Raw genomic sequence first — 23,651 nt, forward strand, 5'->3', positions numbered from 1 at the left:
TTATAAACCATAGCATAAAAAGGAACATGATATGTGCAGAAAGATATGGTGCTTAGTAGTTGTTGTGCTTAGTATGAATATGTCTATATTCACCATGATGCAACCTGGTATATTGGATGAAGAATCTTCTTCAACGCCCCCAGTACAAGTTTATACACAATCAAATTCTTCTCCGGAGCTGGTTGTTCTTGATATGCCTGAAGATGATACTCCGATTGATGAACAACCATTTATTGCAGACACTTGGCAAGATACCTTTAAACAAATGAGTGAAAATCTGTTGTTTAAAAAATATAAAATATGGTTATATCGTATTACGGTACCAGCAGGTATGATCAGTAGCGGATTGGTATATCAATTTACGAGCCATCATGAATTAGCTCTCATGCTAGGATTGATTCCATGTGCAGCATTAATTCCTGATATTCTAGCGGCAAGTATTTCCAATGGAGAGCTAAAAGGTAGAAAATTGGCTTTTAATATTCTTCCATGTTGTAAGTGTAACAATGGCTTTATTAATCGTCTCTGTTTTAATACATGTTGTAATAGTATATGTTTAGATTCTTGCTGTGAAGATCAGGATGGAGATCTTCATGTTTAAAAAGATATTAATGATCGTAGCTGTACTTATTTTTAATGAAACATCATGTATGTATACGGTGAAATCTGAAGATTATACAAAGGTATTAATGCGCACTACAGAAACAACCTCTTTAATAGCAAAAGATGAGCTGCGGTACGAGGAGCTACCTGACTATCAGTTTGGAAAATTAGTAGGATATCGTTCATTTAATAGTTTGTGTTTTTTTATGTGTATTATCTTTACGATCGGCATGCAATATGGTGATACAAAATGTATCAATAATTGGATAGCCCCGGCATTACTTTGTGCGCTTCCGTTACTATTTGATGGGTTGATAAAGTTAGTAGAAAAAATTTCTTGAGATTAATAAATTGAGGACCTATTATCCCTGTTCAATGACGGTAATACAACTGCCATTTGGTCGCTTATCGATAAAAAAGTGTACGGGGAATTGATCTTTCATCGTAGGCAGATGTGAGACAATAATAATTTTATGAAAATCATCTTGAATTTTATACAAAGCGTCCATAATGTTGCCTAAGCCTTCTTCATCTTGAGAGCCAAACCCTTCGTCAATGATGAGTGTTTGTAGAGCGGTACCTGCACGGCGAGCTAGTAATTTTGATATTGCAATGCGTAATGCAAAATCAATTCTAAAAGCTTCTCCTCCGGAAAACATTTCATATGGACGGATACCGGCAGCATCAGATATTTTAATATCCAGGGTTTCTTTGGTGCCACCTTTCTTGAGATCGCGGAGTGATTCAATAAATACTTGTGCTTGATTATTGCTTAGTTTAGCCAGAAGATCATTTGCTTCTTGTTCGATTTCTGGAATGGCATCTTCTATTAATAATGCTTGAATACCATCTTTGCTAGTTGCAGTTGCGATAGTTTGATAATCATCAATAGTATGCTGTAATGCAGCGGCTTCTTGTGTTTTTTTAGCGAATTCTAATTTTTGTAGCTCTAATTTTTTTTGTTGATTTTCTAAGCTTCCTTTATGCTGCCACAATTGTTCTTTTTGTTTGGTTAATGTATGTATTTTTTGTGCAAGTTTTTGTTCGTGATCACGCAATGTTGTTTCTTGATGAGGCACGTGACTATATGTTGTTATTTGTTGGAGTAATTGTATTTTGTGCTGTTTGAGTTGTTTGAGTGTGGTACCTATATGCGTAATAATTTCTTTACGGTGTTCTTGTTGAGCATGAGCTACTTTAAATTGTTCATGTTCTTGTATTTTCTGTTCTATATTTTTGAGTTGATCAATAACTTGTTGATGCGTTTGTGCACTATACGTACAATGTTTGATCTTTTTTTCAACTATATATAGCTGTTGTAAAGCTTGTTTATATGCATTATTAGATTCTAAATTATTTACTTTATTTTTTTGTAAATAATCAAGGTTGCTCGTAAGTACTTGTATATTTTTTGCAAGGCTTACTTTTTGTATTTTATATTTAGTTAATGCTTGTGCTAGTTCTTGGTGAGTAGTTTGTATGGTAGTAATATTTTTCTGTAACTCATCAATTTTCACCGTTCGTTGTGTATACGCTTCTTGTACTTTTTTATTCTGTTCTATAAGAGTATGTTGATTGATAAGTATGTTTTTTAGATTATCTATTATTGTACGTATGCGGCTTAATTGATGCCGCAAAAATACTTCTTGTTCATCAAACTTGCTTTTCAAAAAACGCCGGCGTGATGCAGATAAATTTTGTTCACAGAGTGGGCAGCTTGGATCTTGTTCATCATGTGCTAGTTGTTTTTTTTGTAGTAGCGCACGTAGTTGTGTATCTAACCAATTGCCTTGAGCAAGAAATTTTTGGTAAAACTCTCTGCGTCGTATAAACTGTTCAGCATCCCGTTGCGCGGTGGTAAGTAGAGTTTTTTGTTCTTGTTGCACATGTATGAGCTTTTTATGCTCTTGTTGTAGCTGATTAATTAAGCTTGCATGCTTGTCTATATCTTGTTGGGTTTGGGTAATTGTTTGGAGGCAATTTGTGTATTCCACTTGAGTACGTTCAAGTTCAATTTGTTGTTTGTGTACTAAGGTGTTATGTTGCTCAGTATGTAATTGCTGTATTTTTTGAATTTGGATCTGTATTTGCAAGGCTTGTTCTTTGAGCTCAAGCGAATGTTGTAAATCTTTTTGGTGTGTATTGACCTGCTCAACCAGTTCTTTTTTCTTGAGCTCAAGATGTTGATGATTAATCCCATGCATAGATTTGTTATGTATAGTCCGCCAGGTATTTCTTGTTTCTATCAGTGTTTTTTGTTGTTTGCCAATTTCAGCATCAAGTTGCTGTATTTGGAATTCAAGCATGGCATATTGTTTTTTCTGTTCAGCTAGTTTTTTGTATGTTTCTGTTAACAGTTCTTGCTCTCTTTGATAATCAGCTTCGTGCTTGAGTACTTCTTGCATGTGCGTATCAACGGTTACTAATGCCGTTGTAATTGCTTCTGCCTGATTGAGTTCTTGTTGGATGGATTCTTGAAGAGTTATTAATGCGGTTTTTTGGGCGGTAGCTTGACGCACTTTTTCCATGGCTAGCTTGCGAATGGTTTCGTATTGATCGAGTCCCAAAATAGTTGCAAGAATATCTTTACGTTCTTTGGGTGATTTAGTAGAAAACTCATTTGATTGTCCCTGACGTAAAAAAGCAGAATTTACAAATGACCCAAAATCTAAATGTAGAGATTCTTCTATTTTAGCTTGGGTACCACGTATGGTTTTTTCTGTCAGAGGTATAAACGTACCATCTGTATGTAGTGTACCAAATTCAAGAACGGCCAGTGGTTTGCCGTACGAATAAGAATATTCGCGCCTGATACGGTAATGCTGATTATTGAGTTCAAAATCAAAAATAACCATCATGGTAGTTTGACCAAGGCGTAATAAACCATGATCTGCTTTGGAGGATCCGGTAGTTTTACGGGCTTGCCCCCATAATGCCCAGGTAATGGCATCAAGAAGAGCCGATTTACCATGACCGTTTTTACCCGACAGACAAATTAATTTATAGGGAGTAAAATCAATAGTTTGGGTTTCACCATAACTTATGAAATTTTTAATTTGTAGTTTACAGGGAATCATGAGATCCTTTTATACCTTAATGTGTCGGTAACTATTGTATTGTATTGCAAGTATATATTCTTAATAAGGTAGTTTCTATGAAAAAGTTGTTTATTTGTATAATTACTCTATGTTCAATTTCATCTGTAGTTGCTATGAAACGGCCTCGTGATACTGAGCCATACCCCGAGCCTTACTATACGCGTGGTGCAGCAAGACGTATGCAAGAAGAAAGAAGACGACACCGACAACACAGAATGCATAATGCAATAATAAACAATAATTTAGAAGAAGCAAAAACATTATTATTGATAGATAATGCTCTTATTACTAAGCACAATATACGAACTACTATAGAGTATGGACGGCCGGAAATATTAGCATTATTTAAAGAATATGATGAATATACTGATTCTGTAAGAGAAGGTTATGCAGATGGATTTACGCCATTATCTTTAGCATATGCACATAAGCTGCAATTAAATATGCAACCAGGTGAAAAGGAACTACTTATGCAGCATATGCATCAGATAAGTACCTTAGCAGGGCGTGAAATCGGCATGCGTACTGATTGCATAACATCAACCATAGATCTGGCAGATACACGAGAACAAGTAATTGATATGATCAAGGTGCTTGATGTAGTTCATTTGCAAAAAAATTTGTTTTGGGCAATGCAGCACGATAATCAAGAAGCGCAATGCGCTATGTTGCAATATATACAGCATCTACATGATGAAGAAAAGCAAGCATGTATTAGGAGCAATGGTGAGTTGTGTGAGTATCATGAGCAAGTTTTATTACCTGTATTTATGCAAATTCTACACGATTATGATCGTTTATATCGACAACAAAAATATGTTAAACTTGTATCGATTATGGTCAGAATTTTTGTTATACATTTAGTCGACGAAATTTCATGGGATGAAATTGATTAATGCTTTTAGGTTGTCATATAGTCGTAAAAAAGCGATACTACTTTTTCTATAGGTTGAGAATCATCTAAAAAGGCCTACATAATGAAAGATACTATTTTTCGTGAATATGATATTCGCGGCAAAGTTGGCACGGAATTTCTCATTAATGAAGCCTATGATCTGGCTCGTGCTATAGCATATTATTTTGTACAACGACAGCCTCATACCAAAACAATTGCAGTTGGTATGGATGGACGTTTACATTCGCCCGATTTTAAAAGAGAGATTTGTCGTGCATTGCTTGATAGTGGGTTACATGTTGTTTTTGTTGGTATATGCCCATCTCCTGCATTGTATTTTGCATTGCATGCTTTGCCGGTAGACGGTGGATTAATGATTACTGCATCACACAATCCCAAAGAATATAATGGTATTAAGATATGCTTGGGCCAAGAAGGCGTGTGGGGCAAACAAGTACAAGATATACGACAACTATACAAAGAAAAAAAATATATTAATGCATCAGCCAAAGGTACATATACCGAGCAGCCAATTATTCCTAGTTACCTAGATTTTCTGTTCAATGAGTTTTCACATTTAAAGGGTATGGATTTATCAGTTATAGTTGATTGTGGCAATGGAGCCGGAGGCACAGTAATGCCGCATTTGATACAAAAAATGCAGTGGCCGCATGTTAAATTGTTATATGGTGAAGTCGATGGTACATACCCACATCATGAAGCTGATCCAACTATAGAAGAAAATATGCAAGATCTCAAACAAGCAGTGCGACAACAGCATGCCGATTTAGGTGTTGGCTTGGATGGAGACTGTGATCGTATGGCTCCTGTAACACATACGGGACAATTAGTTTTAGGTGATAAGTTACTTGCACTATTTGCGCAGCCGATTGTACAAAAGCATCCAGGAGTTGCTATTGTGTTTGATATTAAGAGTTCTTCAGGACTAATTGAGTTGCTTAAGCAGTGGGGTGCGCGTCCATATATGTCAGCTACGGGACATACTAACATTAAAGAGCAAATGAAAATGCATCAAGGATTACTTGGTGGTGAGTTGAGTTGTCATTTCTTTTTTAAAGATAGAAATTTTGGCTTTGATGATGGTATTTATGCGATGCTGCGTTTATTTGAATTGATTGAACAGTCAGGCAAAGCATTGGATGAGTTATTAACTATTTTCCCTAAAAAATATAGTTCTCGGGAATATCGTATCCCATGTTCCGATGAACGAAAGAAAGCGGTAGTTGATCGCGTAACACAGCTTTTTTTATCACGCGATGACGCACAGGTAATTACACTGGATGGTATACGTGCTACACTGCCGTATGGATGGGGAATTCTACGTTCATCAAATACGCAACCAGTACTTTCTATGCGTTTTGAGGCAGATTCACCAGAAGATTTAAACCATATCAAATCAGTGTTTATTGCGGCACTTACACCTGATATTGATGAGTCAGTATTACGTAATTATATGAGTGGAGATTGAGATGGATGGTGTACAACGAGTTGGGTTACATATGCGTTTGGATGGCTCGTTAATGGCATTGGCACAAAAAGCGCTTCGATTGCAGTTGCCGTTCTTTCAGTGTTTTCTTGTGTTGCTTACCACTAATAAGCTCATTAAATTAACACCGCAACAAGTTGATGAATTTGTAGAATTTCGTCGTAGACATTTCAAGCAATTGTACATGCATGGATCTTATTGGATTAATCTAGCGAGTTTGCAATACAATGGATATGGCATGTTTAAAAAAGAACTTGCACTCGCAAAAAAATTAGAATTTACGCATATGATTTTGCATCCTGGGTCTGCTAAAGGTGCACAAAATGTATCAGAAGGTATTAATGCACTTGCGCAGATGCTTAATAAAATTATGCAGGAAGAACAAGAAATTATTTTTGTGCTTGAAAATACTGCGCATGGTAATATGTCAGTTGGTAGTAACTTGCAGGACTTTAAGCAGCTGCTAGAACAACTTGAACAGCCCGAACGTATTGCATTTTGTGTTGATACGTCACATGCATATGCCTATGGGTATGATATTAGCACTATCAGAGGACAAGAAGAATTTATTCAACTACTAGATGATACCATGGGACTTCATCGTATTGTACTTATTCATTTAAATGATACTAAGGAATTGATGGGATCACGTATTGATCGGCATGATGTTGTAGGGCAAGGTAGGCTTGGCCAAGTATTACTCAAGCATTTTGTTATGCATCCAAAATTGTGCAAGATTCCTATAGTGTTAGAGTTGCCTGTTCTTGAAGAACCACAAGAGGTTGCTATACTGCAGGATGTTATTGATTGGCATAAGTAAACCAAAAAGGAAGTAGTATGATTAATGTAGTAATAAATGGATTTGGCCGCATTGGTAGAAGTTTTTTACGTACCGTTTTACTCGATTCGGCAACGCGAAATAAAATAAAAATTACCGCTATTAATATTGGGCCAGGGCGACCGGATTTTGTTGCACATATGTTTAAGTATGATACGTTGATGGGTACTTATCCAGGCGATGTGAAAATGCAAGGAAACAGCCTAGTTGTCGATGGATATGCTATAGAAGTTATTGCTGAAACTGATCCCACAAATATTAACTGGCGTACCTATAAGGTAGATTGGGTAGTGGAGTCATCTGGCAAATTTACCAAACGTGCAGGGGCTGAACAACATATCAAATCAGGCGCACAATATGTGCTTATTACTGCACCTGCAGAAGGTGAAGATGTTGCAATTATTCCAGGGGTAAACCTTGAAAAATTTGATAAATCAAAAGATAAAATAGTTTCTTTAGGTAGTTGTACAACGAATGCATTTATTCCCATGCTCCGTGTACTGCAGGATGCTTTTGAAATTAAACAGGGATTTATGACCACTATCCATGCGTACACGAATTCTCAAGTTTTGCTGGATGTTGAGGATAAAAGTTTACGTATGTCACGTGCAGCGGCTCTTAACATTATTCCTACCACCACGGGTGCATCAAAAATGCTAACTAAAGTGATGCCAGAACTTGATGGTCTGGTTCCTGCTATGGCATTACGTGTGCCGGTTGGCAAATGCTCTCTTATTGATTTGAATGTGGTAACTGGTACGCAAGACTTAACCAAGCAACAGGTTAATGATGCCTTTATTAAAGCAGCAAAAACCAGTATGCCAGGAATACTAGGTATTACCGTTGAGGAGCTTGTTTCAAGCGATTTTAGCGGGACCAATTATTCGGTAGTTATAGATGGATTGTTAACTCAAGCCCAGGGGAATATGGTGAAGGTTTTTGGCTGGTATGACAATGAATGGGGTTACAGCGAGCGTCTTAAGGACTTTTTGATGTTTGTGGCATAGGTTTTACTTGGCAAGATGGACATTTTTGGCTACTCTATTGATAGTTTCTTTGTTTTGGGGGCCCATAGCTCAGTCGGTCAGAGCAGTCGGCTCATAACCGAAAGGTCCCAGGTTCAAGTCCTGGTGGGCCCACCAGTAACAAAGTGATTAACTTCACGTCCAAAGCAGCCCGCAGTTCAACAGAAAGGTATCATCCATGAATGAGCAGGCATTTCGTGCCTTGATTGACTTAGTACAATTTGATCAATCGGTTCAAGAAATAAAAAATAATATTGCTGATATATCACTGGAAATTAATACATTCCGTAATCAAGAACAACAATTACGCCAAGATCTTGAGCAGGCAAAGCAACAGACAGTAGACGCACGTAAAGCTGTTGATGAGCTTGAGCTAGAAATGGAGGATCTTGATAATAAAGAGCAACGGGCAAAGCAGCGTTTAGATACTATAGCAAGCCAAAAAGAATATACGGCATTGCAGGCAGAAATAGAGCAACTCAAACATGCACAACACAAATTAGAGCAGTCTATTCTTGAAGCATGGAATAAACATGAAGCTGCTGAAAAATACTTTGGTAGTATAGAAAAAGATATTGATGCAAAAATTGCAGAAATTATAACAATTATTCAAGAAAAAGAAAAAGCGCAACAAAAGTTAGAAGCTATGCTTGCAGCACGGCAAGATGAACGTCTGGAAAAAGTAAAATCTGTACCAGAAGACTGGCTCGAACGATATGCGAGCATGGGTACACGTGTTACTAATCCGGTAGTACCTATTACCGATGGTTCATGTAGTGGTTGTTTTTATCATTTACCAAATCAAGATTTGTTACGATTAAAACGTGGTGCATTGCTACAATGTAAGCGATGTTTTCGATTTTTATATGCGCCAGAAATTATGGAGCAAGTATTGTGAAGCAAATGACATTATTTGGGCCGGCATCTACACAATCTACCGTAACCTCTCGAAAAAAGGATATATGGAAATTATATATTGATGGAGCAGCGCGTAATAATCCTGGTCCTGCCGGTGTAGGTATTCATATCTTGAAAAATGGTGAATCGTTCGAACGTATTGGCTATTATATTGGCCCCAAGACAAATAATCAGGCAGAATATTTTGCATTATTGCTTGGAATGCTCACATTAAAAAAATATGTACATTCTCATGATGAGATTACAATTTGTTCTGATTCATTATTGCTGGTCAAGCAACTGACTGGTGAATATAAAGTGAAACATCCTGATCTCAAACAACTTTTTTCTTTAGCGCATGCATTATTATATTCAGTGGGTGCACATATTCATCATGTATATCGTGAAGATAATGTGATTGCAGATAAAATGGCAAACCAAGGTATTGATAAAAAAATACCGGTTCCTCCTGCATTTATTGAAGAACTCAGCAAACATGAAGTTTCATTATAAATTAATTGTGTGTTTATTTTTAGTCATGCAGTCATATGTTGATGCAGGTCAGACTAGAAAAAAACAAACGGTATCTCAACTATCTTGTTCTCAGATTGGACCTATTGTACACCATGTGTACAAAGATAGTGCATGGATGCTTGTTTCAAGTGAAAGTGGTTTTGTCATATCTGATGCAACAAAAAAATGTGTACTACGTAATGAGCAAACACTCAGTATTATGACACGGAATGGGTTAGTATGGGTTAATGGTAATCGTATGCCAGGTAAGATACTTAACATATATCCAATGCATAATACGCATATGTTTTTTAATAATACTTTGGTAGCAGGTATTACAATTCAACGAGAAAAAAAACAGGTGCTGGTAAATTCTTATTATAATGAGTCATCGTTACTTGATGTACTTACTCATAATACGTGGCTAGATATTCCTGAACAGGGTGCAAAAAAAGTAGACCAATTAGCGGAATTGGAAACGCAACCTGTGTTGTCACATGCAAGTGCATCGCGTGCTTTGAATGTACGCGTACTTCTTGATGAATGTGATCATACTAAGCAACATAGCTGGGAATTATTGGCACCGGCAGGATTTTTAGTACATGATGATGTCAAAAAAGTTTGCTATTCGTATGACACGGATACATTGATAATCAAATATCACAAAGGGGCTTTTTATATAAATGGTAAAAAAATGCCTGGATTGCAATTATTTGTAAGGCCAAAAGGGGCACATATAGGACTGCATGGTAACACATATCAAGGTGGATTATGGTTTGTGCAGCATAAGAAGCATGTTTATCTCATTAATTGTTTGGAGATAGAAGATTATGTTTTTGCAGTACTCCGCACTGAGAGCTGGCCTGGTTGGCCGTTAGAGGTAAACAAAGTATTTGCAATTGCATCACGTACCTATGTAGTTTCCATGGTTCTCAATGCAAAAAAAAGCAAGCGATTGTACCATGTAAAAAATACCAGTGAGCATCAGACCTATGCAGGTTTCCATAGTTGCCCTGTAATTAGAAAAGCAGTAGAAGAAACTAAAGGTATTTTTTTAGCACATAAACAGAAGCCTATTGTGGCTATGTTTGATTGTTGTTGTGGTGGCATTATACCTGCGCATATGGAGGGGATCAATTTTGATGAGGCGCCATATTTAGCGCGTGGTTATGCATGTACGCATTGTAGAAATTGCAGAATGTATGCATGGCGAGCAGAATACACGCATGAAGAGTTTGAAAACATTATTAAACAACGAATACATGATTTTAGTAAGCTGAAAAACATTGAAGTAAAACGATATGATTTGGCAGGAGTGGTGCAAGAAACAGTTGTTCATAGTCCGGTACGCAAAGTGGTACTTTCTGGCAAAGAATTTTATAGGTTACATAAGGATATAAAAAGCTTCGCATTCTCAGTGCAGCACACGAGTGACCGTATTATTTTTACTGGCAATGGCCTAGGTCATCACATTGGTTTGTGCCAGTGGGGTGCTCGTGCAATGGTAAGTGATGGTTGGGATTATAAAAAAATATTGGAATTTTATTATCCAGGTACAGAGTTTATGAAGTTAACATAAACATGTATAAAAATGATAAAATAATTATTCCCTGTCTCTTTTTACAAGAGAAACAGGGAATAATTATTTTAATTATAATTAACTATGTTTATTGCAAATGTGCTCTGAGCATCCATGCAATTTTTTCATGCTTTTCCAATAGATCATTCAAGAAGTTATTAGTACCCATGTCATTTAATTTACTTGTAATTTCTAAATTTGTGCGCAATTGTTTAATAATCATTTCATGATTTTGTAATAATTCTTTGATCATCTCTTGATCATCTGGGTTTTGTCCGGGCATTTCTTGAATAGTTGTGTATTGCATAAATTCTTGCAAAGTGCCGATGGATTTAAATCCTAAAGCTAGTGATCGTTCTGCAATACTATCAATAAACATGGCAAGTTGTGTATATTGCTCACTAAATAATTTATGTAGTGGTCCAAAAAGTGGTCCTTGCACATTCCAATGGAATTTTTGTGTTTTGACATACAACACATATTCATTTGCCAGTAATGTACGTAGAAGTTCAGCAACTTGCATACGCGCCTCTTGTGGCAAGCCAATATTTACCATAGATTGCATTGCATGAGCTGATGAAGTTGGTTGCATTATCTCTTGAGGTGCTTGTTGTTCTGATATGGATTCAAAAGTCATAGTTTCTTGTTGCATAGGTTGTTGTATTGAATCAGTTTGTTGTATGTCTTGCATAACTGGTTGTTCATCATCCATTGATATAAAAATGTCTTGCTCTTGGGCATTGAGTGAGATTAGGGTGCACAAAGAAATAATGGATAATAATTTTTTCATAAAGGTTCCTTTTTTTTACTCATACAAAAGTATGAATTTGCTTATTTACCTATACCCATCTTAATATATTTTCTAATAGAAAATCAATTAAATTATGTACTTTACTATTAATAATTACCAGGTAACCTTAAAGTCAGGTATAACCCTCTTAAAGGCGCTGTGGCTTTGTTATGAAGCAAAATATGAGTTTTTCGGTTATTCTAGTTATTTTTTGGGGTATCTTTTTATTTCCAACAGATAATCGTCCCGGTATTACCCGTGTCTTGAGTAGCCCGTATTTTAATACCTCATTTTTACGTAATTATGAACAAACCTACCAAAAATTATGTGCAGATGGATTTGAACCGGTTAGCTTTACTACGCAAGATGGTTTAACCCTACATGGTTTGTATCTGGCTAGACCACAGGCACGCAGTACGGTGATTTGTTGTGCTGGTTGGTTGCCTGGTCGTAAAGAAGGTATTGCTACGTTCTTCCCCATCTTGCCTCAAGACTGTAACATTTTATTTTTTGATGCACGAGGCCATGGCAAAAGTGATGGCTGGTTATGGGCGGATGTGTTGTGGTATGGTCAACAAGAATACAAAGATATTATTGCAGCAATAGATTTTGTACATAACCAGAATCCATGTCCTATTGTTTTATTGGGATTATGTGCAGGGGCTTTTCATGCAACACATGCAGTACTTAGATTACCCGATCAATCATGCATAGCGGGCATTATTTTTGATAGTGGGTGGGTTTCAGTTGATACTGCTTCATGTTCAGTGGTGCAGGGACGAGCGCAGGAATATGTTATGAAATCAGTTGCCTGGTTGTACGGATTACCACATTATAAAGAAGCCAAACATACTTTGTTAGGTTCGTGCATATCTACCATAGCAGATTGGACCATTCGTCTTACGCATTCAGTTTTTTTTAAATGGGCTTTTTTATATGGTGATGAACAGACCAATCTGGCTAAAAAGATACAAAATACCGATATTGAAATACCTATTCTTTTTATTCATGCGTACGATGATACCTGTGTAGCAATTGATGCTGTGCAAGAATTTGCACAATACATGGATCATGCGATGTATTGGTGGATAGAAGATAGCTCAAAACATGCGTGCAATCATTTAAAGTATACCGTAGAGTACATGGATCGTGTACACACATTCATAGATTTTGCTTTAAAAAAAAGGAGTGAATTATGCCAGGTTACAAAGGACATTTAGCTGGTGGGTGTGTTGCATTTTCACTTGCTATGATTATGTTATATCACAAATGTCCATCATCTACCGTGGCGTTTCAGTGGTTGGGGAGCACGTTGGCGGGTTCATTGTTTCCTGATATTGATATAAAAAGTAAGGGTCAAAAATATTTTTACTGGATTGTGTTGCTTGTTATTGGTCTACTTACTATCAAACAGCAATACCAATTATTGGCACTATGCAGTGTGTTTTCCGTTTTACCTATGCTGGTAAAACATCGTGGTCTATTTCACCGTGTATGGTTTGTAATAGGCATGCCATTGAGCATATGGTTTCTGGTTAGCACGTATATGCCTGGATATACGTATCCTATGTTTTATTACACATTATTTTTTGTGCTTGGTGCTTTATCACATCTGTGGTTAGACCTGGGCATTAAGCAAATGTTACGACGTTGGTAATTTAAAAATTTGTTGTGCGCGTTGTGTTGTTTTTTGAGCTACGAGCTCATATGATTCACCACGTAGTTGAGCAATATATTTGGCAATTACTTGAATGTATTTTGGTGCATTTTGTTTGCCACGAATTTCTTGTGGTGGCAGAAATGGTGCATCAGTTTCCAGCACTATGTCAGTAAGAGAAACGGTGGTAACTATATCACGTAATTTTTGATTGTTTGGATAGGTTACTGTGCCACCAATTCCAATTGCAAATCCCATACTAATAGTTTCTTGGGCAAAATACCCATCTTCTGAGAAGCAATGAATGATACCTCGTCTGATATCATGTTTATATTCATGTAAAATTTTTAATGTTTCATCAGCGGCATCACGTGTATGTATAACAATTGCCAGGTCATGTTCAAGTGCAAGTTCAATTTGTGCTCGAAATGCATCAAACTGACGTTGTAGATTATAATCTGGATAGTGTTTGTCCATGCCAATTTCACCAATGCCAACAATTTTATTTTCTTCTTTGTGTTGTACAAGTTTTTTTATTTCATTGAGATCTTTTTGCCAAGTGGCAGTGCAATCATTCGGATGAATGCCAACGGTGGCAAACACGGTAGGAATATATTGTGCGAGTAGAATACAATTTTTACTTTCAATCAAGCTGGTACCAACGTTGATAATGGTAGACACGTCGTGTTGCTGCGCATCTGTAACGATTATGCGAGCATCAGGCAATAGGTTTTGATTAATTGGAATATCAAAATCTTTTTTTACCATCATATTGAGGTGGCAGTGAGTGTCTATAAGCACAACTAAATTCCTTATTTGAAATATGTGTAATTTTTTTTAATGTTTTACGATTCTAATAATACCAGAATACGAATAAATTTGACAAACCAGAATGAAATTACTATATCTTACAAAAAAAGTAAAAATGAAATAGTAGAAAAGGCAGTGTTACAGTTGTTCTAACCCTTATTAAGGAGTACTCACATGAACAAAAGTGAGTTGATAAACGAATTAAGCGAAGAAACCACGTTTAGCAAAAAGGACATTGATCGTGTTCTTAATTCATTTGCACGTATTGTTACTCGCACTTTGAAAAAAGGCGAAAAAGTTTCAATAACTGGTTTTGGTAGCTTCTGGTTATCTCGCCGTCCAGCACGCAAAGGTATTAATCCAGCAACTAAACAACGCATTGATCTTCCAGCGATCAACGTTCCTCGCTTCAAGCCAGGCAAAAGCTTGCGCGAAGGGGTAAAATAAGAATATAGGTTAGGCTTGTAGAAAGCTAAACCCAAGATAAGCTTTTACTCTGTGAACAAGGCCGTTACAACACGGCCTTGTTTTACTTTTCAACTCTTTTTTTTTGCAGTATCCTTAGGTGATAAATAAATAAGATGTTCCACTAGCATATGGATACCTCATGATAGACTTAGCTTTGTTGCGCGAAAATCCGGATCGTATACGCACCTTAGTACATAAAAAAGACCCTGCATATAACATTGACCAATTAATTGATTTAGATGCTCAGGTACGTGTAATTCGACAAGCGGTAGAAGATTTACGGCATGAAAAAAATGAGCTTGCCAAACAAGCACGTGGTGGCGTAACGCCTGAGTTACGTGAGCGTTCCATAATGATTGGTAAAGAGCTCAAAACAAAAGAGGCAGAGCTTGAAGTGCTCGAGCAGAAATTTAATGAGCTCTATTTATTTTGTCCGAATATTCCTTCGGATGATGTTCCTGTTGGAAATAAAGAAGCAAATAAGGTTGTCAAAGTGGTTGGGGAAAAACCATTTCAAAAAAAAGATTTCATTAATGAATACTATTTTTCAAATCAAGAAGTTAAGTATCCAATAAAAAATCATGTTGAACTTGGCACTGACCTTGGTTGGTTTGATTTTGATGCGGCAGCACGCATGGCTGGTAGCAACTTTGCATTATACAAAGGTGATGCGGTCAAGTTGCTCTATGCACTTGCTATGTTTATGCTAAAAAACAATATGAAGCATGGATTTGAGTTAGTATTACCGTCGGTACTGGTCAATGCAAAATCGTTAGAAGTGACCGGTAATTTTCCAAAATTTCGTGATCAAGCATACAAAGTTCCTGAAGACGATTTATATTTAACACCTACAGCAGAAGTTAATTTAGGGAATTTGTATCGTGATCATATTTTACGGATAGAAGATTTACCAATTCGTATGACCGCCTGGACCAGTTGCTTCCGGCGTGAAGCAGGCACGTATGGCGCAACTGAACGTGGACTGATTCGTATTCATCAATTTGAAAAAGTTGAATTATACACTATCTGTGCACCAGATAAATCACAAAATGAATTGGAACGTATGCTTGCATGTGCAGAAGACATTTTACAACAACTAGGTTTACATTACCGTATATCGTTACTTGCAGCGCAAGATTGTTCATTCGCATCAGCAAAAACATATGATATAGAAGTTTGGTTGCCGGGGCAAGGTCAATATTACGAAGTGTCTTCAGTTAGTAACTGTACTGATTTTCAGGCACGGCGTGGAAAAATAAGATTCAAAATTGATGCGACAAGTAAAACAGAATTAGTGCATACATTAAATGGGTCTTCATTAGCTTTACCACGTTTAATGGTTGCGATAATGGAAACATATCAACAACCAGATGGTTCAATTAAAATTCCTGATATTTTAAAAAAAGAAGCACTTTTTTAATAGATTATGAAAAAGCGAACAGCAGTATCTGAAGATATATTACGCAAAATTAGACAAATTCAAATTTATACACGTCGGTTACTGAGTGGTTCCTTGGTAGGCGATACACGCTCTGCACTCAAGGGCACCGGGTTTGAGTTCGATCAAATTCGTGAATATCAACAAGGAGATGATATTCGCTTTATCGATTGGCGTGCATCAGCACGAGCCAATAAGCTTCTGGTGAAACAGTTTATAGAAGAACGTAGCAGAACTATTTTTTTAGCAGTTGATATTTCTGCATCAAGTTTTTTTTCTTCCACATCTGAGTTGCGGCATGATATCCTAGCACAAGTTGCAAGTGCGCTTGCATTGGTAGCAGAATTTGGTAAAGACAAGGTAGCTTTGATTTTGTTTTCTGATCGAATAGAAACATATATTCCACCCGGATCGGGTAAGTTTCATGTGCATACTATTATGCAAACTTTGTTTGGCGCAGAGCCGCAGCATAAAAAGACAAATATTGCGGTGGCTTTAGAACATCTTGCTCAACTTAAACGCAAAGATGCAGTTGTATTTATGCTTTCAGATTTTATAGATACGAATTTTGAAAAACAGTTGGGCCTTGTGGCAGCTATGTATGATTTTATAGCCGTGCGTTATTTGGATAAAAATGAACACGCCGTACCTACAATTGGCTTTGTAGATGTAGAAGATATAGAAACGGGGCATATCTACACAGTAGACATGCGCAAAAAAGGTGCGCACTATATCAACGAATATTTAGCAACTCGTGTTACTGAGCAAGATAACTTGTTTACCAAATATGGAGTTGATGTGCTTGATCTGGTGAATGATAAGCATATTATTGGTGATATTATTAAATTTTTTAGACGTCGCATGAGGTACTAAATGAAGATGCCACATGAAAATTTACAAGACCAATTATATGATATTTATGGTGTTTGGTATGTACCATTTTGGCAAAGGCCATGGTTCTATTGGAGTATGTTGGGCGTGGGATTTGTAGGTATAAGTATACTGGTATGGATGTTTATAAAAAAATACTATGGTCAAAAATCAGTTGAACAGATACCATATTGGCAACAAGCACTCGATCAACTTCACTTATTGCGTCAACATAATGTAGCTACAGCGGAGCATGGACAAAAATTTTATTTAACATTAACCATAATCCTGAAAAACTATATGCAAAAACGTTATGCGTATGATGTGCGTAGTAAGACTGATGCTGAAGTTCTCGCCTACCTGAAAGAGATGAATTTTGATAAGACGCTTTATAATGAGCTCGAGCAGGTTTTTCAGGGTAGTGTATTTATCAAGTTTGCCAATACACAGGCTATGCAGAGTCAAATAGAGCAGGATTTGCTCAGGAGCCAAGCTTTTATCCACAATACCTTGCCCCAGGTAGAAAATAGCCATTCAGATAAGGTTTAGGCCAGGTTTATTATTTTTTCAGTTTATAAAACCCCTATTATTATTGCTATTTGTACAATCTTTTTATTATGCTGAAAATAGATATAGCGTAGTCAAAAGGAGAATCTTATGAAAAATAAACTAATGGGATTAGTAGGGTTAAGTGCACTTATATGTGCAATAGGTATACAGGCTGTAGTGGTAGATTCACGACTTATATTAAAAAGTACTGATAATAAGATGCTTCCCTTAACCGATAAGCAAATTGGTAACTTGAGTACTGTGTATGATGCTTTTGCTATTTTGATAGCATTAGGAACTGAAGGTAAGATGGTAGCTAAAACCCCTCAAGAAGAAAGACAGTATCCAGATGCACAAATTATAGTTGTGCCTGCTAGCTATGCAACCTTGTTATTAATACAAAAAAGTTTGGAAGCAGTAGCCGCTTCAGGGAAAGATTCAACTCAATATTATCCTAAAATAGCTGAATTATTACATCAAAAACAAATGATAGAAAAAAAAGAATTATCCCGCCAATTTGTAGAATATATGAATGCTTCTATGTACTTACTTGCAGAGCCGTTAGTGATGGCTGGGTTAAGAACATTGCTTCTTGTTGTGGATGCGGCGTATCCAGGAATAATAAAATCATCAGATGAGCAATTAGTAGATCAGCGTATTCAAGAGCTTATGAGAAAAAACAATTTACCTCCATTGGATCAGCGTATTCTTGAGCTATTGTTTGGTCGATTTAAATTTTAGATAACGTATAATTGTCTTATAGAAGCGTCGCTCAGATATAGAGCGACGCTTCTGTTTTTAATAAAAAAGAAGCTTTATTAATAAGGTTTTATCGGGTATCATAAAACTACCCGGATAAAATATTTTGCCAGGCATTTTTACCATATCTGTAAAATGTGAGGTTTTAAACAAGTAGGTTTTGCGTGCAGTATAATCCATCAAGTAATACTAAGTCCTTATATATACATTGGCCATTTTGCCCGTATCGGTGCAATTTTTGCCCGTTTGTTGCACTTGCATCTCATGATCAATTCATGGAACGTTACCATGCTGCTCTCATGAAAGAAATAGAAACATTTGCACAACAATGTGACAGGAAATTGGCTTTAGATACGATTTATATAGGTGGTGGCACGCCTAGTACATGGCCCGATCACTTACTACTTGACACGTTTGGTAGACTAAAGAGTATGTTCAATATTCAAGACCAAACAGAGGTAACTATAGAAGTGAATCCAGGAACCGTGCGTATAGAACAGTTTGAACTATGGAAGCAAGCAGGTATTAACCGTATAAGTACGGGTGTGCAAAGTCTCAAGGATGAGGCTTTGCATAAACTCAATCGTATGCAATCTGCAAAAGATGTGTATTTTTTGTTAGAGCATGCATCAAAAGTTATTCACAATATTTCTGTTGACTTTATTTTGGGATTACCTGGCGTTTCGGCCCAGGAGTGGAAGACGTATTTGCAAGAAGTTGTTACCTGGCCAATTAAACATATGTCTATGTATTTTTTAATGGTACATGAACAAACACCACTCTATTTTAAAGTCAAAACAAATGCAGTACGGCTACCCAAAGATGAGACAGTAGTGCAATTGTATTATTGGTCACGAGAGCTTTTAGATACGCATGGATTTAAACAATATGAAGTTTCTAATTTTGCGCAAACAGGTTGGGAATCACGACATAATACCGTTTATTGGGATCGCAAACCATATAAAGCATTTGGATTAGGGGCTTGTTCATTTGATGGTACGAGCCGATTTCAAAATGAAAAAAATTTAATGAAATATTTAGAAGGTGCAAGTCAAGGTCACGATGTTACTATATTTAGTGAGGATTTAAGTATTAAACAGATTCGGTTAGAAAGACTCATGTTAGGATTAAGAAGAGCGCAAGGGGTTACATGGGATACGGTGATATCTGGTTTATCAGAAGCTGAAATAGCGCAGGTCAGTCAGCAGATCTCTATGTTGCAAGAAAAAAATCTTATTGTCGATATTGATGGAAGATTACAGCTAACACCTGCGGGGCTTATTGTTGAAAATGATATTGTAGCGCGACTGTCTCTATAGTTCCTGAATTATTGCATTTTGTTTATAAAAGTTATTTTATTGAGCAGGAGGATTTTTATTTATGGCAAAACATGTTGGCGTCAAGTTACCAGAAGATTTGGTGAATGTATTAAAACAGGGTAAGACTGTTGGCGTACTTTCCACTTTTTCAGAAAAAGGATTACCTCATACAACACCGATTTCATGTGTGTATCCAAAGGGTCTAGAGAGTATTTTAATCTCTATTAATAAGGATCATACCGGATATCATAATATGGTTTGGCAAAAAAAAGTGATGATGTGTTTTATGGATGAAGGTAATGTTGCGTATAGTATTTTGGGCCGTGCAGGCGTGGTACGTGCACCATCTTCGGTACATCCATTGATGAATGTAGTGCGAATTGATATTATCGATATCAAAAGTGATCGTTCGGTATTATCAAAAGTAGATTCAGGTGTGCGGTGGAGTTATACCTCATGGGAAGCAGAAGAGCTTTCTAAGGCATTGATGGCTGAACTCAAGGAACTTGCTGAAACATTATAAGAATCTCAAAAGGAGTATGCAATGTGCAGGTTGTTTCAAATACTACTCATACTAATCTTAATGCATGGAACCCATATTATTGATCTTTATGCACAAGAAGGATTGCTAACTAATACATTGCAGCAAGCAGTGTCAGATGGTGATCTAACGCAATCGGATGTGTTGCAAATAGATGAAGGAGCTCAACAAGAAGCTCAAGAATCAGAACAGCCTGTTGCTGAGCAACAAGTAACTACAACACCAGTAGGCGAAGAGATAGTGCCGATTCAAGAAGCGCCAGTGGTCGAGCCGGTTGTAGTACCACAGGCAGGTCAAATGTCTGGACAACCTGTTGTTGAACAGCAAGTAACTACAACGCCAGTAGACGAAGAACCACAACCAGCACCTGTAGAAATAGTACCTATGCAAGAAGTACCTGTAGTGCAACCGCAAGAGGTAGAGCCAGTTGAGCTGCCACAAGAAGTGGCGCCCGTATCAACTGAGGTACCTGAACAACCAGAAGTGCCAACAGAGCCAAAACCAACCATAGAAGAAATAGAAGGTATTGATACGGTTGATTTGGATGAACCGCGTGGTAATTGGTTATTTAAACGCATTTGGTGGGAACGCGCTGAGCGTAAATATGAGAAAATTCGCTTAGCAGTAGCATCCATTTTCGAGACGCGTATGAATTTTTTCCAACAACGTACGTATCTTGACCGTGATGTATTTGATCCTTTTTATCTAGAAATTGGTTTGAGTCAGGGTGAATTACAAGAAGTTATAGATGAATTAATTCGTAAATTAGAACAAGAACGAGCAACCCAAGGAGATCTGGATTCTCAAGAACGTGTATTATTAGAAACCTTACGCGTAGAAAAACAAACGTTAGAGCGTATAAAAAAAGATATAAATCTTATTAATCAACTTGATAATGATGTTGAAAATTCATTAAATAAATTATTGGATCAGATTAATCGTGTACGCAATTATGAGCGCGAAGCCTGGACACAGTTTAAAGATATTGCACGTGTATTGAGTGATAAAAAAGCACGTGATTTGTACCATGCTATGGATGTTACATGGCAAAATATAAAAGACATTCGTGATTATATTGAGCAAGCATTTACACAGCACTTTAACCAAATCGTTAGCACTGCGCAGCAACAGGTTGAAACCATAAAAAGCGAAGTACAAGAGTTGAAGGATAAGGGGATCGACCTTAAACAAGAAGCGGAAAAACTTATTGCTACATACTCTCAGGAATTAGAAACTGAACGTACAGATGAAGAAGAAGAGGATCAAGAAATTGTCTCAAATGGCTTTATGAGTTCATTATTTGCGACCATAGGTTCAACTTTTAAAACTGTATGGAATAGTATAATTTCAATCATTACCTGGCCATTTACTAAGCTATTTGGTTCATCTGAACAATACGAAGAAGACTATGAAGTTGAGGAAAAAGATATAGCGTATAATGACGCAGAATTACCCACTAGAAAGAGGGGGTTATTCTAGGATTATACAGGTTTAGTAAGCTTAACAAAGAGGGGCAGTTTTGCTCCTCTTTTTGTGTAGTTAAAGTTTGCTAATACCTTGGAAATATGGTACATTTTGGTTTGTTTGAAATACATATAAATGCCGAAGTGGTGGAATTGGTAGACACGCAGCTTTGAGGGGGCTGTGAGAGAAATCTTGTAGGAGTTCGAGTCTCCTCTTCGGCACCAGTCTACGCTTATCCTGCCGTGCCCACCATTGCTTGCTGGCGAAGGCTGGGGAGCTTGGCTAGGACTATGGCATATCTCAAATTTACTGGCTAGTTATAAAAAAAACAGAAAGGAGCTTCATGAATGTTCGTCGCATATTTGCATCAGAGTTAATGATTTGGCTACTTATTGCGGGTATTAGTTTGTATTTTGTTATTCCACTTAGAAAACATATTCGTCTAGGCATGGATCTTGCAGGTGGTACCTATCTGACCTTAGAAGTACAAACAGAGAAAGCAGTTGAAGCAGAAATGATCGAACGGTTACAGTCAGTTGAAGCTCGTCTTAAAAATGCAAATCAACCGGAAGCAAAAGATGCAAAAGTGGAAGGTGCATCAATTATCTTGAATTATGAAAATGCAAATCAAGCACAAAATGCTGCATTATTTTTACAGGATAGCGTAAAAGATTTAGAGCATGAACAAGAAGGTACGCAAGTACGGTTAACTATGCCTGAACGTGAAGTTGAGCGTATTAAAGAGAACGCCGTTTCACGAAACATTGGTGTATTGCGTACGCGCCTTGATCCCTATGGCACATCGGAAATTACTATTGCACAACAAGGTGACCGCAATATTATTGTTGAGCTACCCGATATAGAAAAAACATTAGAAGCAAAAAGTCGTATTGGTAAATCTGCACAACTAGATTTCAGATTAGTCGAAAAAATTGGTTCATCTCAAGAGGATATTTTATTTGAATATGATGGTGATCTTCCATCAAATAAAGAAATTTTACCGGGTAAAACGCGTGGTAATGGTGCAACTGAATACTATGTAGTGCCAAAATATACAGATATTACAGGTCGCTTACTCAAAGATGCTCGAGCAGCACTCGGCGGACAATCTGGTGTTGAACCGGTAGTACAATTTACTTTTAATGATATTGGCGCACGTAAATTTTATGAGCTTACGAGCAAAAACATTGGCAGACGTATTGCAATTGTTTTAGATGGTGTTGTTATTTCTGCACCGAATGTACAATCAGCTATTAGAGAGAGCGGCAGTATCAGTGGTGGATTTAAAGATAGCAAAGAAACACATGAGCTTGCTGTATTATTACAATCAGGATCGTATGTTGCTCCAGTAACCTTTGAAGAAGAACGTCAAATCGGCCCATCTTTGGGAGCCGAATCCATACAAAAAGGATTTACTTCTTGTTTGGTTGGTTTGGGATTAATATTGCTCTTTAGTGTGTATTATTATAGTCTTTCCGGTTTTTTTGCGTTTCTTGCCTTGGTATATAATTTGATCTTAGTTTTAGTTGGCCTTGCATGGCTCAAAGCTACATTAACGCTACCAGGTATTGCAGGTATGGTTTTGACAGTAGGTATGGCTATTGATGCTTCTATTTTAATATACGAATGTATTAAGGATGAGCTTAGAAAAGGCGCTTCTAATAGCAAAGCAGTAGAAATAGGTTTTTCTGATGCTATGACTGTTATACTAGATGCCAATATAACCACTTTTATTGTAGGTGTTGTACTTTACAATACAGGTAGTGGCCCTATCCAGGGCTTTGCAGTAACTATGATGCTTGGTATCTTGGCTACCCTGATTACCGGATTGTTTTTCTTACGTTCACTATTTAAGTTCTTTTTATCAAATTTTAATGTTCAAAAATTAAGAATATAGGTTATACTATTAACTAATATTGAAATATTTTGGCGGCGTAGCTCAGCTGGTTAGAGCGATGGAATCATAATCCATAGGTCCGGGGTTCGAGTCCCTGCGCCGCTACCAAAAAATAATACCTGCCATGGCTTGCA

The 23,651-nt window shown here is 37.0% G+C and carries 23 protein-coding genes and 3 tRNA genes; 23 read left to right on the forward strand and 3 right to left on the reverse strand.

Features of this window, described 5'->3' with window-relative positions; all coding sequences use genetic code 11:
- The first annotated feature begins 31 nt into the window (after positions 1-31).
- Together PK943_00550 and PK943_00555 are read left to right on the forward strand one after the other, a co-directional pair.
- A complete protein-coding gene (locus PK943_00550) occupies positions 32-601 on the forward strand; it encodes a hypothetical protein (protein HRN77710.1) in 570 nt (189 codons plus the stop codon).
- Positions 594-944 (forward strand): hypothetical protein, encoded by a 351-nt coding sequence (locus PK943_00555; GenBank protein HRN77711.1) that lies wholly within the window; start codon positions 594-596, stop codon positions 942-944. The genes PK943_00550 and PK943_00555 overlap by 8 nt, the downstream gene beginning before the upstream one ends.
- A gap of 21 nt (positions 945-965) precedes the next feature.
- Here PK943_00555 and PK943_00560 read toward each other — a convergent pair whose 3' ends face one another.
- The gene (locus PK943_00560) at positions 966-3,680 is read right to left on the reverse strand and encodes an SMC family ATPase (protein HRN77712.1); all 2,715 of its coding nucleotides are present in this window, start codon (positions 3,678-3,680) and stop codon (positions 966-968) included.
- Between the two features lie 77 nt (positions 3,681-3,757).
- On the opposite strand from PK943_00560, the gene PK943_00565 reads away from it, so the two are divergent.
- From PK943_00565 to PK943_00600, 8 genes are all read left to right on the forward strand, one after another.
- Positions 3,758-4,597 (forward strand): hypothetical protein, encoded by an 840-nt coding sequence (locus PK943_00565; GenBank protein ID HRN77713.1) that lies wholly within the window; start codon positions 3,758-3,760, stop codon positions 4,595-4,597.
- Positions 4,598-4,678: 81 nt separating this feature from the next.
- Entirely contained in the window at positions 4,679-6,085 is a 1,407-nt protein-coding gene (locus PK943_00570) for a phosphomannomutase/phosphoglucomutase (GenBank protein HRN77714.1), read from the forward strand.
- Between the two features lies 1 nt (position 6,086).
- Positions 6,087-6,923 (forward strand): deoxyribonuclease IV, encoded by an 837-nt coding sequence (locus tag PK943_00575; protein HRN77715.1) that lies wholly within the window; start codon positions 6,087-6,089, stop codon positions 6,921-6,923.
- Positions 6,924-6,940: 17 nt separating this feature from the next.
- Entirely contained in the window at positions 6,941-7,948 is a 1,008-nt protein-coding gene (locus PK943_00580; GenBank protein ID HRN77716.1) for a glyceraldehyde 3-phosphate dehydrogenase NAD-binding domain-containing protein, read from the forward strand.
- Positions 7,949-8,006: 58 nt separating this feature from the next.
- A tRNA-Ile gene (locus PK943_00585) sits at positions 8,007-8,083 on the forward strand.
- 61 nt (positions 8,084-8,144) lie between these two features.
- Positions 8,145-8,864: a hypothetical protein gene (locus PK943_00590; protein HRN77717.1), complete on the forward strand. Its 720-nt coding sequence runs from the start codon at positions 8,145-8,147 to the stop codon at positions 8,862-8,864.
- Positions 8,865-8,869: 5 nt separating this feature from the next.
- On the forward strand, positions 8,870-9,376 hold the full coding sequence (locus PK943_00595; protein ID HRN77718.1) for a ribonuclease HI family protein: 507 nt from the start codon (positions 8,870-8,872) through the stop codon (positions 9,374-9,376).
- A complete protein-coding gene (locus PK943_00600) occupies positions 9,360-10,955 on the forward strand; it encodes a SpoIID/LytB domain-containing protein (protein ID HRN77719.1) in 1,596 nt (531 codons plus the stop codon). The genes PK943_00595 and PK943_00600 overlap by 17 nt, the downstream gene beginning before the upstream one ends.
- Positions 10,956-11,043: 88 nt before the next feature.
- On the opposite strand, the gene PK943_00605 is transcribed toward PK943_00600, so the two are convergent.
- Positions 11,044-11,745 carry a DNA starvation/stationary phase protection protein gene (locus tag PK943_00605; GenBank protein ID HRN77720.1) on the reverse strand — a complete coding sequence of 234 codons (702 nt, stop codon included), beginning with the start codon at positions 11,743-11,745 and terminating at the stop codon, positions 11,044-11,046.
- Positions 11,746-11,915: 170 nt separating this feature from the next.
- Here PK943_00605 and PK943_00610 point away from each other — a divergent pair, with 170 nt between their 5' ends.
- Together PK943_00610 and PK943_00615 are read left to right on the forward strand one after the other, a co-directional pair.
- Positions 11,916-12,965 (forward strand): alpha/beta fold hydrolase, encoded by a 1,050-nt coding sequence (locus PK943_00610; GenBank protein ID HRN77721.1) that lies wholly within the window; start codon positions 11,916-11,918, stop codon positions 12,963-12,965.
- Positions 12,941-13,402, forward strand: coding sequence for a metal-dependent hydrolase (locus PK943_00615; protein ID HRN77722.1), 462 nt, complete (start codon positions 12,941-12,943; stop codon positions 13,400-13,402). Before PK943_00610 ends, PK943_00615 begins: the two co-directional genes overlap by 25 nt.
- On the opposite strand, the gene PK943_00620 is transcribed toward PK943_00615, so the two are convergent.
- Positions 13,388-14,203, reverse strand: coding sequence for a TatD family hydrolase (locus PK943_00620; protein HRN77723.1), 816 nt, complete (start codon positions 14,201-14,203; stop codon positions 13,388-13,390). The genes PK943_00615 and PK943_00620 overlap by 15 nt on opposite strands.
- A gap of 183 nt (positions 14,204-14,386) precedes the next feature.
- Between PK943_00620 and PK943_00625 the strand changes: the two genes are divergently transcribed.
- From PK943_00625 to PK943_00675, 11 genes are all read left to right on the forward strand, one after another.
- Positions 14,387-14,659, forward strand: a complete 273-nt coding sequence (locus PK943_00625) for an HU family DNA-binding protein (GenBank protein HRN77724.1) — start codon at positions 14,387-14,389, stop codon at positions 14,657-14,659.
- A gap of 160 nt (positions 14,660-14,819) precedes the next feature.
- Positions 14,820-16,100, forward strand: a complete 1,281-nt coding sequence (gene serS / locus PK943_00630) for a serine--tRNA ligase (GenBank protein HRN77725.1) — start codon at positions 14,820-14,822, stop codon at positions 16,098-16,100.
- A gap of 6 nt (positions 16,101-16,106) precedes the next feature.
- Positions 16,107-16,991, forward strand: a complete 885-nt coding sequence (locus tag PK943_00635) for a DUF58 domain-containing protein (GenBank protein ID HRN77726.1) — start codon at positions 16,107-16,109, stop codon at positions 16,989-16,991.
- Complete coding sequence (locus tag PK943_00640) at positions 16,992-17,537, forward strand: hypothetical protein (GenBank protein ID HRN77727.1); 546 nt, start codon at positions 16,992-16,994, stop codon at positions 17,535-17,537. It abuts the gene before it with no gap.
- Positions 17,538-17,645: 108 nt separating this feature from the next.
- On the forward strand, positions 17,646-18,278 hold the full coding sequence (locus PK943_00645; GenBank protein HRN77728.1) for a hypothetical protein: 633 nt from the start codon (positions 17,646-17,648) through the stop codon (positions 18,276-18,278).
- Positions 18,279-18,460: 182 nt separating this feature from the next.
- Positions 18,461-19,615 carry a radical SAM family heme chaperone HemW gene (gene hemW / locus PK943_00650; GenBank protein HRN77729.1) on the forward strand — a complete coding sequence of 385 codons (1,155 nt, stop codon included), beginning with the start codon at positions 18,461-18,463 and terminating at the stop codon, positions 19,613-19,615.
- 61 nt (positions 19,616-19,676) lie between these two features.
- Entirely contained in the window at positions 19,677-20,138 is a 462-nt protein-coding gene (locus tag PK943_00655; GenBank protein ID HRN77730.1) for a pyridoxamine 5'-phosphate oxidase family protein, read from the forward strand.
- A gap of 21 nt (positions 20,139-20,159) precedes the next feature.
- Positions 20,160-21,635 carry a hypothetical protein gene (locus PK943_00660; protein HRN77731.1) on the forward strand — a complete coding sequence of 492 codons (1,476 nt, stop codon included), beginning with the start codon at positions 20,160-20,162 and terminating at the stop codon, positions 21,633-21,635.
- 122 nt (positions 21,636-21,757) lie between these two features.
- Positions 21,758-21,844 (forward strand) — tRNA-Leu (locus tag PK943_00665).
- Positions 21,845-21,963: 119 nt separating this feature from the next.
- Entirely contained in the window at positions 21,964-23,517 is a 1,554-nt protein-coding gene (gene secD, locus PK943_00670) for a protein translocase subunit SecD (GenBank protein ID HRN77732.1), read from the forward strand.
- A gap of 31 nt (positions 23,518-23,548) precedes the next feature.
- Positions 23,549-23,625, forward strand: a tRNA-Met gene (locus PK943_00675).
- Positions 23,626-23,651 lie beyond the last annotated feature (26 nt).

The organism is Candidatus Dependentiae bacterium (assembly GCA_035445995.1).
Lineage (GTDB): Bacteria > Babelota > Babeliae > Babelales > Vermiphilaceae > DAOMRS01.